This is a genomic window from Candidatus Competibacter phosphatis (genome assembly GCF_012939995.1).
GTDB lineage: Bacteria > Pseudomonadota > Gammaproteobacteria > Competibacterales > Competibacteraceae > Competibacter > Competibacter phosphatis.
Genome location: NZ_SPMZ01000040.1, coordinates 1 through 14,631, shown reverse-complemented (window position 1 = coordinate 14,631; position 14,631 = coordinate 1). Strand labels below are relative to the sequence as shown.

At 58.3% G+C, this 14,631-nt stretch carries 14 protein-coding genes; 11 read left to right on the top strand and 3 right to left on the bottom strand.

The features are described from left to right. Positions 1-85: 85 nt before the first annotated feature. Complete coding sequence (locus tag E4P82_RS13815) at positions 86-673, top strand: TRAP transporter small permease (protein ID WP_169249433.1); 588 nt, start codon at positions 86-88, stop codon at positions 671-673. After that, complete coding sequence (locus tag E4P82_RS13810; RefSeq protein WP_169249432.1) at positions 670-1,947, top strand: TRAP transporter large permease; 1,278 nt, start codon at positions 670-672, stop codon at positions 1,945-1,947. Before E4P82_RS13815 ends, E4P82_RS13810 begins: the two co-directional genes overlap by 4 nt. 207 nt (positions 1,948-2,154) lie before the next feature. On the opposite strand, the gene E4P82_RS13805 is transcribed toward E4P82_RS13810, so the two are convergent. Then, on the bottom strand, positions 2,155-2,745 hold the full coding sequence (locus E4P82_RS13805; protein ID WP_169249431.1) for a YcbK family protein: 591 nt from the start codon (positions 2,743-2,745) through the stop codon (positions 2,155-2,157). Positions 2,746-3,100: 355 nt separating this feature from the next. Between E4P82_RS13805 and ybaK the strand changes: the two genes are divergently transcribed. Continuing rightward, positions 3,101-3,589, top strand: coding sequence for a Cys-tRNA(Pro) deacylase (gene ybaK, locus E4P82_RS13800; protein ID WP_169249430.1), 489 nt, complete (start codon positions 3,101-3,103; stop codon positions 3,587-3,589). Positions 3,590-3,592: 3 nt separating this feature from the next. Next, a complete protein-coding gene (rlmKL, locus tag E4P82_RS13795; protein ID WP_169249429.1) occupies positions 3,593-5,749 on the top strand; it encodes a bifunctional 23S rRNA (guanine(2069)-N(7))-methyltransferase RlmK/23S rRNA (guanine(2445)-N(2))-methyltransferase RlmL in 2,157 nt (718 codons plus the stop codon). A gap of 60 nt (positions 5,750-5,809) precedes the next feature. Here rlmKL and E4P82_RS13790 read toward each other — a convergent pair whose 3' ends face one another. Beyond that, positions 5,810-6,361: a cob(I)yrinic acid a,c-diamide adenosyltransferase gene (locus E4P82_RS13790; RefSeq protein ID WP_169249428.1), complete on the bottom strand. Its 552-nt coding sequence runs from the start codon at positions 6,359-6,361 to the stop codon at positions 5,810-5,812. Positions 6,362-7,242: 881 nt separating this feature from the next. Here E4P82_RS13790 and E4P82_RS13785 point away from each other — a divergent pair. The 6 genes from E4P82_RS13785 (at position 7,243) to E4P82_RS13760 (ending at position 12,915) form a co-directional block, all read left to right on the top strand. Next, positions 7,243-7,911, top strand: coding sequence for a lytic transglycosylase domain-containing protein (locus E4P82_RS13785; protein WP_169249427.1), 669 nt, complete (start codon positions 7,243-7,245; stop codon positions 7,909-7,911). 205 nt (positions 7,912-8,116) lie between these two features. Next, complete coding sequence (locus E4P82_RS13780) at positions 8,117-8,695, top strand: DUF1285 domain-containing protein (RefSeq protein ID WP_169249426.1); 579 nt, start codon at positions 8,117-8,119, stop codon at positions 8,693-8,695. 14 nt (positions 8,696-8,709) lie between these two features. Next, positions 8,710-10,146 carry a hypothetical protein gene (locus E4P82_RS13775; RefSeq protein ID WP_169249425.1) on the top strand — a complete coding sequence of 479 codons (1,437 nt, stop codon included), beginning with the start codon at positions 8,710-8,712 and terminating at the stop codon, positions 10,144-10,146. Between the two features lie 107 nt (positions 10,147-10,253). After that, the gene (locus E4P82_RS13770) at positions 10,254-11,186 is read left to right on the top strand and encodes an SPFH domain-containing protein (protein WP_420887118.1); all 933 of its coding nucleotides are present in this window, start codon (positions 10,254-10,256) and stop codon (positions 11,184-11,186) included. Beyond that, a complete protein-coding gene (locus E4P82_RS13765) occupies positions 11,183-11,635 on the top strand; it encodes an NfeD family protein (RefSeq protein WP_312915097.1) in 453 nt (150 codons plus the stop codon). Before E4P82_RS13770 ends, E4P82_RS13765 begins: the two co-directional genes overlap by 4 nt. 242 nt (positions 11,636-11,877) lie before the next feature. Next, a complete protein-coding gene (locus tag E4P82_RS13760; RefSeq protein WP_169249424.1) occupies positions 11,878-12,915 on the top strand; it encodes an MraY family glycosyltransferase in 1,038 nt (345 codons plus the stop codon). A gap of 48 nt (positions 12,916-12,963) precedes the next feature. On the opposite strand, the gene E4P82_RS13755 is transcribed toward E4P82_RS13760, so the two are convergent. Beyond that, positions 12,964-13,719, bottom strand: coding sequence for an SDR family oxidoreductase (locus tag E4P82_RS13755; RefSeq protein ID WP_169249423.1), 756 nt, complete (start codon positions 13,717-13,719; stop codon positions 12,964-12,966). 98 nt (positions 13,720-13,817) lie between these two features. Between E4P82_RS13755 and E4P82_RS13750 the strand changes: the two genes are divergently transcribed. Continuing rightward, entirely contained in the window at positions 13,818-14,327 is a 510-nt protein-coding gene (locus E4P82_RS13750) for a hypothetical protein (protein ID WP_169249422.1), read from the top strand. The last annotated feature ends 304 nt before the right edge of the window (positions 14,328-14,631 follow it).

Below are 14,631 nucleotides of genomic sequence, written 5' to 3'. Positions count from 1 at the left end.
GCGGGCCTATATAAGCCGTCCCCTCCCGGCGACACCGCAAGCGCCGGGAGGGTAGTTTTTCAGGCTTCCGTTCGGAGGGTTTCCCATGTTTGCCCGCATTGTCCATCATCTGGAAGAAGGGTTTATCGCCCTACTGCTGGCGCTGATGGTCACCATCTCTTTCGTTCAGGTGATCAACCGCTATGTACTTGGTACCGGCTTTACCTGGGCACTGGAACTGGTCACCTATCTGTTCGCCTGGCTCGTGCTGTTCGGCGTTTCCTACGGGATCAGGACTGGCGCACACATCGGCATCGACGTGCTGGTACGTCAGTTTCCACATAAGCTGCGCCGCATCATCGGCCTGCTCGGGGTGCTGGCCTGTTGCGCCTATTGCATCATCATGCTGGTCGGTTCGGTCGGCTATGTCTACAAGCTCTACGATCTGGGTATCGAAGCTCAGGATTTACCTGTCCCACGCTGGATCCCCTTCATCATGTTGCCCATCGGGCTTTTCCTAGCTCTGCTACGGCTGCTACAAGTCGGCTGGCGTACCCTCCTTGGTCAGCAGGAAGGCTTGCAACTGGCCGACGAAGCCCGCGAAGCCATCGAATCGGTCGAAGGGGTCGAGGTAGTCGAGGCGGTCGAAATTCTGCATCCCGCTGACCCCGCCCGTCAGGAGAAGGCGCCATGACTTCGCTATTCCTATTTACCATCCTGTTCGTTTTCCTGCTGATGGGCGTTCCCATCGCTTTCTCTTTGGGCTTATCCAGCATCCTGACCATTCTGTTCTTCACCAACGATTCGCTGGCCTCCATGTCGTTGAAGCTGTTCGACACCATGGAGCACTACACCCTGTTAGCAATTCCCTACTTCGTGCTGGCTTCGGCGTTTCTGACCACCGGTGGCGTAGCCAAGCGGCTGATTCGCTTCGCCGTCGCAGCGGTCGGCCATATCACCGGCGGCATGGCCATCGCCTCGGTACTGGCTTGCATGTTATTCGCAGCGGTGTCGGGTTCGTCACCGGCCACGGTTGCGGCGATTGGCTCCATCGTGATCGGCGCCATGGTCAAGGGCGGCTATCCGCAGAAATACGCCGCCGGCATCATCTGCAACGCCGGCACCCTGGGAATTCTGATTCCGCCATCGATCGTGATGGTGGTGTATGCCGCTGCCACCGAAACCTCGGTCGGTCAATTGTTCATGGCGGGGGTGGTGCCCGGCATCGTGCTGGGCCTGATGCTGATGATCGCCATTTTCGTCAGCGCGAAGAAAATGAAGATTCCGCTGCAACCACGGGTTTCGTTTCGGGAATTATTGGTGGCGACCCGAGAGGCCATCTGGGGACTGGGTCTGATCATCGTGGTGCTGGGCGGCATCTACGGCGGATTCTTCACCGCCACCGAGGCGGCGGCGGTCGCCGCAGTCTACGCCTTCGTGGTTGCCCTGTTCATCCACCGCGACATGGGCTTCCGCGACATACCCCGAGTATTCGCGGACGCCGGCAAGGTGACGGTGATGCTGCTGTTCATCATTTCCAACGCCATGTTGTTCGCCCATGTGTTGACCACCGAGCGCATTCCGCAGGTCATGGCGGAAACCATCGTCGGCTGGGGACTGTCGGGCTGGCAATTCCTGATCGTGGTCAACATCGTGCTGTTGGTTGCCGGCAACTTCATGGAACCATCGTCGATCCTGCTGATCCTGGCACCGATTTTCTTCCCCATCGCCACTCAACTCGGTATCGATCCGATCCACTTGGGCATCATCATGGTGGTCAACATGGAGATCGGCATGATCACCCCACCGGTGGGATTGAATCTGTTCGTCACCGCCGGCGTCACCGGCATGCCATTATGGGATGTGGTGAAAGCTGCCTTGCCCTGGCTGATGGTCATGCTGAGCTTCCTGATCATCGTTACTTACATCCCCCAGATCAGCCTGTTCCTGCCACGGCTACTGTTCTAGCACGGGCAAGCATCGGCCGGATCGCAACACAACAAAGGGGCGGCCTTTGCCGCCTCTTTGTTTTTGCGCCCTTAAAAACGGATGGAACGATGCCGTAGAGGAACTCTTGCACAAAATATCGGGCGGTGACCTCAGTCAGCCAACTCGCAACACTGAAGAAATCAGCACCGGCAATCGCGATAGCATGTTTTCGCGCGTTACGCCCACTTAGCTCCAGTAGCGCACCGGGCCACTGTCGACATGCACGAAGTTGGAATAGGGATAGTAACCGACCCCTCCAGCACCCAGCGAACGGGCCGCTTGATACAAATCCGATACTCGACCGTCCGGCAGGCGAATATCGAGCGCCATGGCCTGGATATGGTAGCTGTTGCGGGCCACGCGTCGGCTATGCTCGCGCAGCATGCTGTTGGTACTTTGCGACCGGTAGCCGCTGATGACATGCACCGGCCTACCGGGGCTAATCTGCACCTGCAGGGCGTAGAGCTGATCCAGGACGTTGGTATCGAACAGCTTGACCTGATCGTTATGATGGTCGCGCAATCCCCAGCTCACCTCGCCAATGGCCTCGCGGATATAACCGTCCCGAGGGGTCCAGTAGACTTGGCGGATACTCTCGCCGGTGTTGGGGTTGTAGAACAGCAGATAGCGATCGCGCCGGATAGCCGCCTCCAACAGGGCTGGCATCAAGGTCAAGGCGCCAAGGCCACCCACCGCCAGTTTCAGAAATCCCCGCCTGCCCAGTTCCGGCTGACCCTCTTCATTATTGCTGCCCTGAAGCGTTGCGTCTGTTCGCATTGTCGTAAAATCCTCCCAGCAACTACTTATTGGTGAGCTTCCGCTTCATCTAAGCAAATCAAGTTTGCCAAATCAAGAATCAGACATACCACTATTTTTTTTGCCATTAAGCAACAAAAAATTGATTCCTTAGTATCTACTCGAACAATTAAATGTTGTCATCAAACGACCAACCCAATGGAGATCTCATCTAGAATTGAAAAAGTTCTATTTAAAATATGTTATTTTACATATAAATACATTAATATTACCATTTCTTTGCGCTGGATATTATTATAAATAATACAATTTTTATTTTACTTACAACAATTATCAAATAAACAAATAAACAACAAACCCTCACGAAAAAAATGCAATGAGCAAAATTAAATTTTCAATGACCCCCGCGATCCGATTCCTTCGGGACCACCAAGTCGCCTTCAGCGTACATCCGTACTCTTACGAAGAGCATGGTGGCACCGCTCACAGCGCACACTGCCTGGGAGTGGACGAGCACCATGTCATCAAAACCCTGATCATGGAAAATGACCAACGGCAACCGCTGATCGTACTGATGCACGGCGATCGCAAAGTATCCACCCGTGAACTGGCCCGACTGTTGGGAGTCAAGACCATTCATCCCTGCGACCCAGCCACGGCCCATAAACATAGCGGTTATCTGGTCGGCGGAACTTCGCCCTTCGGCACTCGCAAATCCATGCCGGTCTACCTGGAAGAAAGCATCTTGGCATTGCCGCTGGTCTATCTCAACGGCGGCAGGCGCGGTCTACTGGTCAGTCTGGCGTCGACCGATGTCCAGCGATTGCTCCAACCGATATTGGTCAACGTCGCCATCGAGGATTAACCCATGGATGAACCCCTTTTTATCGCCACCGGACCGGCTGGCGTCGAACCGCTGCTGACAGCGGAACTGACCGGGTTAGGCGCGGCGGAGACTAGACCCATCCGCGGCGGCATCCGTTTTCAGGGACCGCTGGAACTCGCCTATCGCGCCTGTCTGTGGTCACGGACCGCCAGCCGGGTGCTGCTGGTACTGGCCGAAATCGCTGCCACCGACGCCGACGAACTCTACAACGGCGTTCATGAACTGCCCTGGGAAGAGCACTTGGACCCGGATGGCTCGCTCGCCGTGGATTTCGGCGGCACCTGTACCGGTATCGATCACAGCCACTACGGCGCGCAGCGGATCAAGGACGCCATCGTGGATCGGTTTCTGGCGTGTTGCGGCCGGCGACCCGGCGTCGACCGGCTGCGGCCGGACCTGCGCATCCAGGTTCAGGCCCACGACGGTCAAGCCCTGATCGGCCTCGACCTGTCCGGCGACAGCCTGCACCGGCGCGGTTATCGTACGGCCACGGTGGCGGCACCGCTGAAGGAAACCCTGGCCGCCGCCCTGCTGCTGAAAGCCGGCTGGCCGGCCATCGCCGCGACCGGTGGCCCCTTGCTCGACCCGCTATGCGGTTCCGGTACGCTGGCCATCGAAGCGGCCTGGATCGCCGGCGACCGGGCACCCGGCCTGTTGCGCGAGCACTGGGGTTTCAGTGGTTGGTTGGGCCATGTGCCGGCGTTGTGGAACCGCCTGCTGGCCGAAGCGCGACAGCGATGGGAGATCGGTCTAAATCGTATTCCACTGATTCTGGCCAGCGATCACGATCCCAAGGCCGTTCGGGCGGCACTGATCAACGCCGGCCACGCCGGGGTGGCCAACCGGATCGACATCGAGCGGCGAGAACTGACCGACATCGAACCACCGGACGGTCCACCAGGACTATTGATCAGCAACCCACCCTACGGCGAACGCTTGGGCGAACGGGACGAACTGGCTGCGTTATACCGCCAAATCGGCGAGCGGATGAAAACCCGTTTTAGCGGCTGGCGGGCCGCGATCCTCACCGGCAATCCCGAACTCGGTAAACGCATGGGGTTGCGCGCCGAAAAAACCCATGTCTTTTACAACGGCCCACTGGAATGCCGGTTGCTGCGCTTTCGGATCGAACCCACCTTTTTCGTCGACCGGGAGGCGTCCGACCAGCGTGCTCGGACTCGGATATTGGAGCGCATGGCCGGAAGCGGCACCGAGGGCTTCATCAACAGACTACGCAAAAACCTGCGCCATCTCGGCCGCTGGGTGGAACGGGAAGGGGTGCGTTGCTATCGTTTGTACGATGCCGACTTGCCGGAATACGCGGTAGCGGTGGATCGTTACGAACGATGGCTGCACGTACAGGAATACGCACCCCCCGCCAGCATCGATCCCGCCAAGGCACGCGAACGGCTGGAGCAGGTACTCACGGTGTTGCCGGCGCTACTGGAACTACCACCGGAGCAGGTCTTCCTCAAGGTCCGCCAGCGGCAGCGGGGAACCAACCAATACCAGAAGCGGGCCGAACAGGGACGTTTCCATGAAGTTCACGAGGGAGCGGCCCGCTTCTGGGTCAATTTCACCGACTATCTGGACACCGGGCTATTCCTCGATCACCGCATTACCCGGCAAAAGCTGGGCGAACTGGCAACTGGACGGCATTTCCTCAACCTGTTCGGCTACACCGGCACGGCGACTGTTTGCGCCGCATTGGGGCGCGCGGCCAGCACCACCACCGTGGATCTGTCGGCAACTTATCTTGACTGGGCCCGGCGCAATCTGGAGTTGAACGGCATCCACGGCCCCCACCACGCCCTGATTCGAGCCGACTGCCGGCAATGGCTGGATCAGGCGCGGGAATGCTACGACTTGATTTTTCTCGACCCGCCGACTTTTTCCAATTCCAAACGATTGCCGGAATCGTTCGACGTGCAGCGGGATCATGTTGGCCTGCTGCGTCAGACGCTGCGGCTGTTGGCGCCGGACGGCGTGCTGATTTTCTCCACCAACCATCGCGCGTTCCGGCTGGACCGGGATGCTCTGGCCGATCTGCGGATCGAGGATTGGAGCCGACGCACGCTGCCACCCGACTTTGCCCGCCAACCCAAAATCCATCATTGCTGGCGAATCGCGCGGCGATAGCGGCGATAAAAGTACCTTCCGGCTGCTCGGATCAACAGTTCGATCTGTCCAGCCGCTGCCTCAACCTCGCCCTGGATTGCGCCACAGCACCTCGATCCCACCCTCATCCCGGGCGAGAATCCGGCACAGCACGAACAGCAGATCCGACAACCGGTTCAGGTAGACCTGCACATGCTCGCTGGTTTGTTCCGTCCGCGCTAGCGATACGACTCGCCGCTCGGCGCGTCGACAAATCGCCCGTGCCATGTGGCAATCCGCCGCCGCCCGCCCGCCCCCAGGTAGTATGAATTCCTTGAGCGGCGGCAACTGTGCATTGAATTCATTCAGCGCCTCTTCCAACTGCGCCACATCATCCTCTTTAATCGCCTGGTAGCCGGGAATACTCAACTCCCCTCCCAGATCGAACAGCTTGTGCTGCACATCCTGCAAGCAGTCGCGAATGGGTTCGCGCAGATCATGAACCAGTACCCGACCAACAATACAGTTCAATTCATCGACCACGCCGATCGCCTCGATACGTAGGCAATCCTTGGCAACCCGATCCCCGTTACCCAACCCGGTAGTCCCCTTGTCCCCGGTACGCGTGTAGATTTTGGAAAGTCGGTTGCCCATCGTCACTCCTCTGTCAATCGTTCGCACAAAATTTTTCGCGGCTAAACCTGGAAAATTGCCGTCCCATGGAACCTCGGTTTTCCATCCATCCGGGGCACGCCAGCCCCTCGTTCCAAGCCACCAAACAAACCCTGAGCCCGGACCGGGGGGGCATCGTCATTGTACTCTTCCCCTCATCGCAAACGACCGGTTCAGGATTCGTTCACCAACAGTCCCGTTTCATATCGAATCAGAACCAGCCCTGGTGTTTCTTATAAAAATATATATCTATCAAATAGTTAAAAAAAATAAATCATGAGCCTAGCGCTCACTTTGAAAAATAAAATTTTAAACCAAATTTGATTTAAATTGTATTAATTGTAAAAGTGACACTAATCTGAAACTGAAACTGTCATCGAAAAAATAATCGCTATCGATTGGCAAATGTTCTTTTTTTCCAATTTGCAAAAATTTTATAACTATTTGTTTTTATTAAATTTTTAAATAATTTACCGACAAGAATCCGCGTTAATTTAACATATTGTTTTTTAACATTAATTTAATAAATAAACAGCGGTCAGAAAGCAATTACCCAATACATAAAAATTATTTATTTGGCAATCTGATACTTGCAAAACATTTTGATCCCGTGCTTTCATAGTTACCAATGCTGTATTGCAGTATGTTCCTGCCATAGACCAGGCACCGTAGCTCGATACTGGCTTAGGAACATCAGGCGACACCGGAAATCAGGCTGGCAGGCCATGTTCCCGGAGTTGCTTAGTCGGGTCCACGGCACCGGAGCAATCCGGCTGGGTTCAGGGAGGAGGAACCGGAGCCAACCCAGGATATGGGCCTATTGAGCACTATCAGTTCGTGCTGATCAACGATGGAGGTCTTTTATGGAGTTCACGGAATGCGTCAAGGAAAGGCTTACTCTGACCCTTAAGTCAGGACTGCTGTGCGCGGCCTTTCTAGTGCCTGTCGCAGCGCTGGCTCAATCGCCGGAGACAATCCGTGGCGAGGAGCCCAACCCAATCATTGCGGCCATCAATTCCGATTTCGGCGCCGATTTCGGCGCCGATGCCGATGCCGATGCCGATGCCGTCGAACTCAAGCCGGCCGACCAAAGGAAAGTCACCAGCCTTTCCAACCACATCCAGAGCAAGTATCGGGTCCCGGAAGCCAGGGCACAACGAATCGTTCGCGAAGCGATTCGCAACGGCAAGCGCCACGATGTGGACCCGGAGCTCATCCTCGCCGTCATCGCCGTCGAATCGACGTTCAAAGAGCGTGCCGTCAGCCGGGTCGGCGCCCGTGGCCTGATGCAGGTAATGCCGGGTTCCCATAAGGGTAAGATTCGGAAAATCGGCGGCACCCGCGAGCTGTTCGACCCCGCCAAGAACATCCACACCGGCTCACAAATCCTGGTGGAATATCTCGAAGACCATTCCGGCGACCTGCGCCGGGCGCTGCTCAACTACAACGGTAGCCTGGGCACGCGTTCCTCGTTCCCGGACAAGGTCATTCGGATCTACCGCGGGCTGCAACGAGTCACCGTCGAGGGCTGAGAAAAACCCGCTTCGCGCTCCTTACTATAAGGAGTCAACCCGCACGCTTGCCCAAACCGGGCAAGGGCGTGCGGCGTTTCAGCTCACAAATCTCGTCTTGAGCAAAACTGACGGGGACTCCGAGCGATGAAGCTTCGCCGCACGGTCGTTCATCCTTCATAATAAAGGTGAACGGGAAACCGCACCCTAAGCTCCGACCCCAGTCATGCGTCGCTCCACTCTTGACCCGGAAACCCTGGCCTCCCAACTGTCGTCCGCCCCGTCGCTACCGCCAGTTGAGCGCTGGAACCCGCCTCTCAGCGGCGATATGGATCTGCGCATTGCCCGCAACGGCGTCTGGTCCCATGAAGGTAGGCCCATCCAGCGCGGAGCCCTGGTTCGGCTGTTCGCCTCCATCCTGCGATACGATCCAGACGGTCATTACTACTTGGTTACGCCGGTGGAAAAATGGCGCATTCAAGTCGATGACGCACCGTTCCTAGCGGTGCGGTTGGATGCCGAAGGCACCGGCCGCGAGCAGCGGTTGCTTTTCACCACTAACCTGGACGATCGGGTTAGCGCCGGCTCCGCCCATCCGCTGATGGTCGAATACCGCAGCCCCGGTGGCGAACCCTCGCCCTACATTCATGTACGCGGCGGTTTGCGCGCACTCCTGAGCCGAGCGGTGTTCCTGGAACTGATCGAACTGGGCGAGGAGCGACCAGCGGCCAACGGTGGCCACGATTATGGTGTATGGAGCGAGGGCAAATTCTTCAGCCTTGGCCAGTTGGACGACGAGAACTGAAGCGAGGACCGTTGGTGCGCCATTTACTACTGTTGTTGCTGCGTACCGTCGTACTGCTGCCATCGTACACTCTGGTCTTGTTGATTCGCCTGATCAAATGGCTGATCGCTCCACCCGCCCTGTTGTTGCAACTGCTATTCGGAACACCATTGGCACTGTGGCGTGTCCGTCAGCCGCTGCGGCCACACTTCGCTCCGATCCAGGAAACGGAATTACCTGACGCTGCTTGGCTCACACTCGCCGACGCTACCGCATCACTGACCGCCGCCGGTTTCATCCACTGTGACGATTTCCGCAGCGATGATCTCATCCAGGGCGCAGTGTTGTGGCTGCGCCTGCTGGCGCAACCGGAACAAGGTAGCGTCGCCCTGATCGCTCACATTCGGTTCGCGATCGGCTCCCGCCCACCGCACGATTTCGTCGAGTTCTCAACCCAATTGCAAGATGGCCGGGTACTGGCCACCAACAACCTGAATTTGCCTTACAGTTTGCCTCCACCCGCCTACATGGCGCGACTGCAACTGAAGGACATCTGGGACCCACGCGCGCTATACGCCTTGCACCAAGCGCTGGTGACCACCCTCGCACAAGTGGTGGACCCGAATCCATCTGGCCGAGCCACCCACGATCCCACCGGCCTGCTGGCCGATAACCACGCCCGCGAAATTCAGGCGCTGATCGCGGAGGGTTGGTTGCGGACGGATCGGGACAGCCAGACGAGCCGGCTGCGGCCGTGGGCGGCACTGGTGGGGGTCTGGCGCCAAGCTTGGCCGCTGGCCAGCCTATACCTGCGCGCCGCCGACCGTCACGCCCGTCGAGTACTGGCCAACCATGGGATTGACGCGTCCGTCTTCGTCGGCAGCGCCGCCACTATCCTGGTCGACCGCCAGTCGCTGCCAGTTGGAACCGAGATCGCCACCGTCCGCGCCGGCTATTCGATCGTTCGGCCGCTGGCCCAGCACACCGATCCGCACGCGGTGTTGGAAGCGGTGGTGACGGAGTTGGACGGCGGCACCGAAGGCGCGGCACAGATCCGGGAGCTGCGCTACACCTTCCGTGGCTGCGAGGATCAGCCGCAACGGCGCATCCGGCGATTGTACAGCTTCGACATCCTGCTTGACCCGACGGCCAGCCAACTTGCGGTCACTGCCGTGGACCGGGAATTCGAGCAGATGGCCGACGAGGTCGAATGGGATGAACTGACCGCCACCACACCGCTGACTCCACTGGTGTTGGGATCCTGGCTGTACGATCTCGACCGTGTACTGCCGGTGGCCCAAGCGGCGCTGATCACCCGCACCGATACCCTCTCCCTCGACTCGGCTTCGCTCTATGTGGACGAAACCGGCGCGATGCGCTGGCAGGTGGTGGCGTGGGACCACAAAGATCAACCTTTGCATGTGGTGGTGGACGCGCGCTCGGGTTCGATCCCAGGTGAAGGCGCAGAGTAACTCAGCAGCAAGTGGCGACGGCGTATCGACCAAGCGCTGGACTTGGTCCTTTTCTCTCCACCCTTTAGTCTTTAAGCTTTACCCCACTTATATTGGAGGAAATCGTCATGCTGGAGGGCTTTTCCGCATTTGTGGTGGCGCTGGCGATGCTGGCGGTCATCCTGATCGTTCTGGGTGTCAAGGCGGTGCCACAAGGCATGGAATACACGGTCGAACGCTTCGGCCGCTATACCGAAACCATGCGGCCCGGCCTGAATCTCATCGTCCCGATCATCGACCGCATCGGTCATAAAATCAACATGATGGAAACGGTGCTAGATGTCCCCTCGCAGGAGATCATCACTAAGGACAACGCCATGATCCAGGTGGATGGGGTCGTGTTCTATCAAGTGCTGGACGCCGCCAAGGCCGCCTACGAAGTCAACAACCTGGAATTCGCCGTCCTCAACCTCACCATGACCAATATCCGCACGGTGATGGGCTCGATGGACCTGGACGAACTGCTGTCCAAGCGCGACGACATCAATGCCCGACTACTCACCGTGGTCGATGAAGCCACCACGCCGTGGGGTCTCAAGGTCACTCGCATCGAGATCAAGGACATCGCCCCTCCCAAGGATCTGGTGGACTCGATGGCACGACAAATGAAGGCCGAGCGGGACAAGCGGGCGTCGATTCTCACCGCTGAAGGTGCGCGCCAGGCCGCTATTCTGGAAGCCGAAGGACTCAAACAGGCGGCTATTCTCGAAGCCGAGGGTCGTAAGGAATCCGCCTTTCGCGACGCCGAAGCCCGCGAGCGACTGGCTCAGGCCGAGGCCCGCGCCACTCTGATGCTATCGGAAGCCATCGGCAAAGGCGACGTGCAAGCAATCAACTACTTCGTGGCGCAGAAATACGTAGAGGCGGTGGCAAAGCTGGCGGCGGCGCCGAACCAGAAAGTACTGTTGATGCCGCTAGACACTTCGGGGCTGATCGGCACGCTGGCCGGAGTGGCCGAATTGACGCGGGAGGCTTTAAGCAAGGCGGAGACACGCTCGTGAACGGCTGGCTGTTGGAGCCGGTTTACTGGAACTGGTGGCTGCTGGGTGTGGTGCTGATGATAATCGAGGCCATCGCTCCCGGCTTCTTCTTTCTATGGATGGGGGTAGCGGCGCTACTGGTGGGGCTGACGCTGACTGTACTGCCGGCGCTGGCATGGACCTACCAGGTGCTGCTATTCGCGCTACTGTCGGTGGGTTCCATCGTCGCCTGGCGGTTATGGCTACGACGGCACCCGACTCGTACTGATGACCCACTACTCAATCGCCGTGGTCATCAGTACGTTGGTCGGGTATTCACCCTGGATGCGCCGGTGATCAACGGGCACGGCAAGATTCGAGTCGACGATAGCACCTGGAAAATCCTGGTGGAGCAGGATTGTCCGGCTGGAACCCGGCTACGGGTCGTCGGAGTGGAGGGAGTCATGCTGAAGGGGATGATCGAGTCGTAAAGAATCAAACTATTTCAGGGCATCTGAAACATTTTTACTCTACAGACCTTGACTGCACTTAAAAATTACATTAATAAATATACTGCTTCTTATAGGAACACTTGCTATGTTCCTTAATAAGGACATGCTTTTTATACTTGACAAATTATCCCTAAAGTCTTTAGGCGAACGTTACTATGGACCAGTTATGGAATTATTTGCCACTCCTAAGCGCGTTCTTGTACAGCGCCGGACTCATCGCCTTGTTGATTAAGCCAGCGCGGGTCCTGGGCTGGATCGACCGACCAAGCGACCGCAAACATCATCGCGATCCGGTTCCCATGGTTGGTGGAGTAGCGATGTGCATGGCGTTTTGCGCGAGCATATTGTTGCTTGCGGAACGACCCCACGCCTTTGGCGTGTTGCTGATCTGCATGACCATGCTCACCTTGGTCGGCCTTTACGACGACCTGTTTTCCCTGCGCCCCACTCCGCGCTTTCTGTGTCAGATCGGCGCCATTCTGTTGATGACGCTGGCTGGGAACGTAGCCTTGACCAGCCTGGGTGACCTGTTCGGGTGGGGTAACATCCTGCTTGATAACTTCACGATCCCAATCACCATCTTCGCCGTGGTTGGGGTCATCAACGCTTTCAATATGATCGATGGGCTTGATGGCCTCGCTGGCGGGTTGGCGTTGCTCGCCACTCTTTGCCTGATCATCCTGAACCTGCTCGCTCCGGTCACCGAGAGCGGGATACTTGGCGCTCTGTCAGTACTGGTTCTGGTGATTGCCGGCTTCCTTTGCTTCAACCTGCGTCATCCTTGGCGGACTCGCGCCAGCGTGTTCATGGGCGACGCCGGCAGCACCATGCTCGGCTTTGTCCTGGGCTGGTTCCTGGTTCAACTGTCCCAGGGTCGGGAGGCGGTGATGGCGCCGGTCACCGCAATCTGGATCGTGGCCCTGCCGTTGATGGATACCGTCGCGGTGATGGCTCGCCGCATCCACGCCGGCCGCAGTCCGTTCGCCGCCGATCGCCAGCACCTTCACCACCTACTGCTCGGCCTCGGCCTGACGGATGGCCGGGTTTGTGCGATCCTGCTGGCTGCCGCCACGCTCGCCGCCGCTGGCGGTGTCCTGGCCTGGCGGCTGAAAGTACCCGAACACTGGCAGTTTTATACCTTCCTTGCCATGTTTGCGCTGTACTACCGGCTCACCACTCGGCTCTGGACCAAGCAGCAGAAAACGGCTGACTCCATTTTCGAGTCGGGCCGAGACAACACGGCGACGGATCTGGCCTGACCGGTACTCAGCCCCCTGCGGCCTTAGTGACCCTGCTTGATCCCCGATTCAGCTCTCGCGACTGATCGCAAGCGGCGCGAAGGCTTGGCACACCGGCATCACTTCGATGCTATTGAGATTGACATGAGCCGGCCGACTCGTTGCCCAGTACACGATGTCGGCGATGTCCTCCGGCCGCAGCGGCTGAGTACCCTGATAGACTTTGGCGGCCTGGGTATCGTCGCCCTTGAAACGCACCAGGGAAAATTCGCTCTCCGCCAAACCCGGTTCGATGTTGGTCACCCGCACCCGAGTGCCCAGCAGATCGGCACGCAGATTCAGGGAAAATTGTTTGACGAATGCTTTGGTGCCGCCGTAAGCGTTGCCACCCGGATAGGGATAACTGCCGGCCACCGAACCGATATTGATCACATGACCGTGATCGCGAGCCACCATGCCAGGCAGGATGGCTCGTGTGCAATAGAGCAACCCCTTGATATTGGTATCCACCATCCGTTCCCAATCCTCCATGTCGCAACGATGGGCAGGCTCCAAGCCCAACGCCAAACCGGCGTTGTTAACCAACACATCAATCTCGGTAAATTCCGGCGGTAGGTCAGCAATGGCGGCCTTGACAGCCGCGCCGTCGCGCACGTCGAGCGGGAAGGCGTACACTGGAATACCGGCTAACTCGGCGCGCAGGGCATCCAATCGGTCCTGGCGCCGGCCGCACAAAACCAGCGACCAACCGGCGACCGCGAAGCGGCGGGCACAAGCAGCGCCGAACCCGGAGGTGGCGCCGGTGATAAAAGCAAGCTGGGGCATGGAATTGCTCCTACTGCGTGATACCCATTGTCAATGAAGCGAAGACGGTCTTGTGCCGGGAAGCAGGCGAGCGGTCGGAAAAAAACGATCAACTTATCATGCTAGTATCCATGTCGCGCCTCCATTACCACCCCTCCCTACTCTTACTCGCCTTGCTGCTGTTCGCCGGTGGCTGCCAGACGCCGCCAGCAGCATCGCCGCAGCCATCTCCTGTCGTACCAGCCGAACTGGCTCAGGTCAATGCCGCAGTGAACCGGCAGGGTCGGCCCTGCCCCGGCGATCTCTGCCTGAACGACTGGCCAGACGTTGCCGATCTCGACTGGTTGACCGCTTGGGACTGCAAAGCTTACGCCGTCGCCAAGGCCGACCGCCTGATTCACCTGGGATACCACCCAGACCGGTTGGAATACGTGCTGGTCGCCGGCCCGCCGCTGAGAGTTGCCCACGCCGCATTGCTGGTGGACGACCGCTGGGTACTGGACACGGGCTTGCGCTGCCAAGTCTGCACGCTGGAAGCATTTATCGGTGGGACCACACTGCAAGGCCGGCTGCCGGTGGCGGATCTACCCTACGCCCGGCGGGCATTGCGCCGGAGATCCGCCTCATGATGCAAACGGGTTAATTCGATTCTCCGGTGGAATTTCAAGGACCAGAGTCGGCACGATGACTGGCTCCCCATCACCGCCGCTACCCCCCTTCCCCCGTCGACGGGTGGAGTGCCGTTCCTCCTCGACCGGGCGATGGAAAAACACCGCTGCCAATAAAGCCGTGAAGTGAAACCGGTGCTTGAATCCGATTCCCTCGACCTCGCTCATGTGCTTGCCCAAGTCCGCGCGCGGTCGCCGGTGATCCAGCGCGCCCTCGACCAGCACGGATCGATTTCGCTCGTTGACTATCTAGGGCGGATGCTGT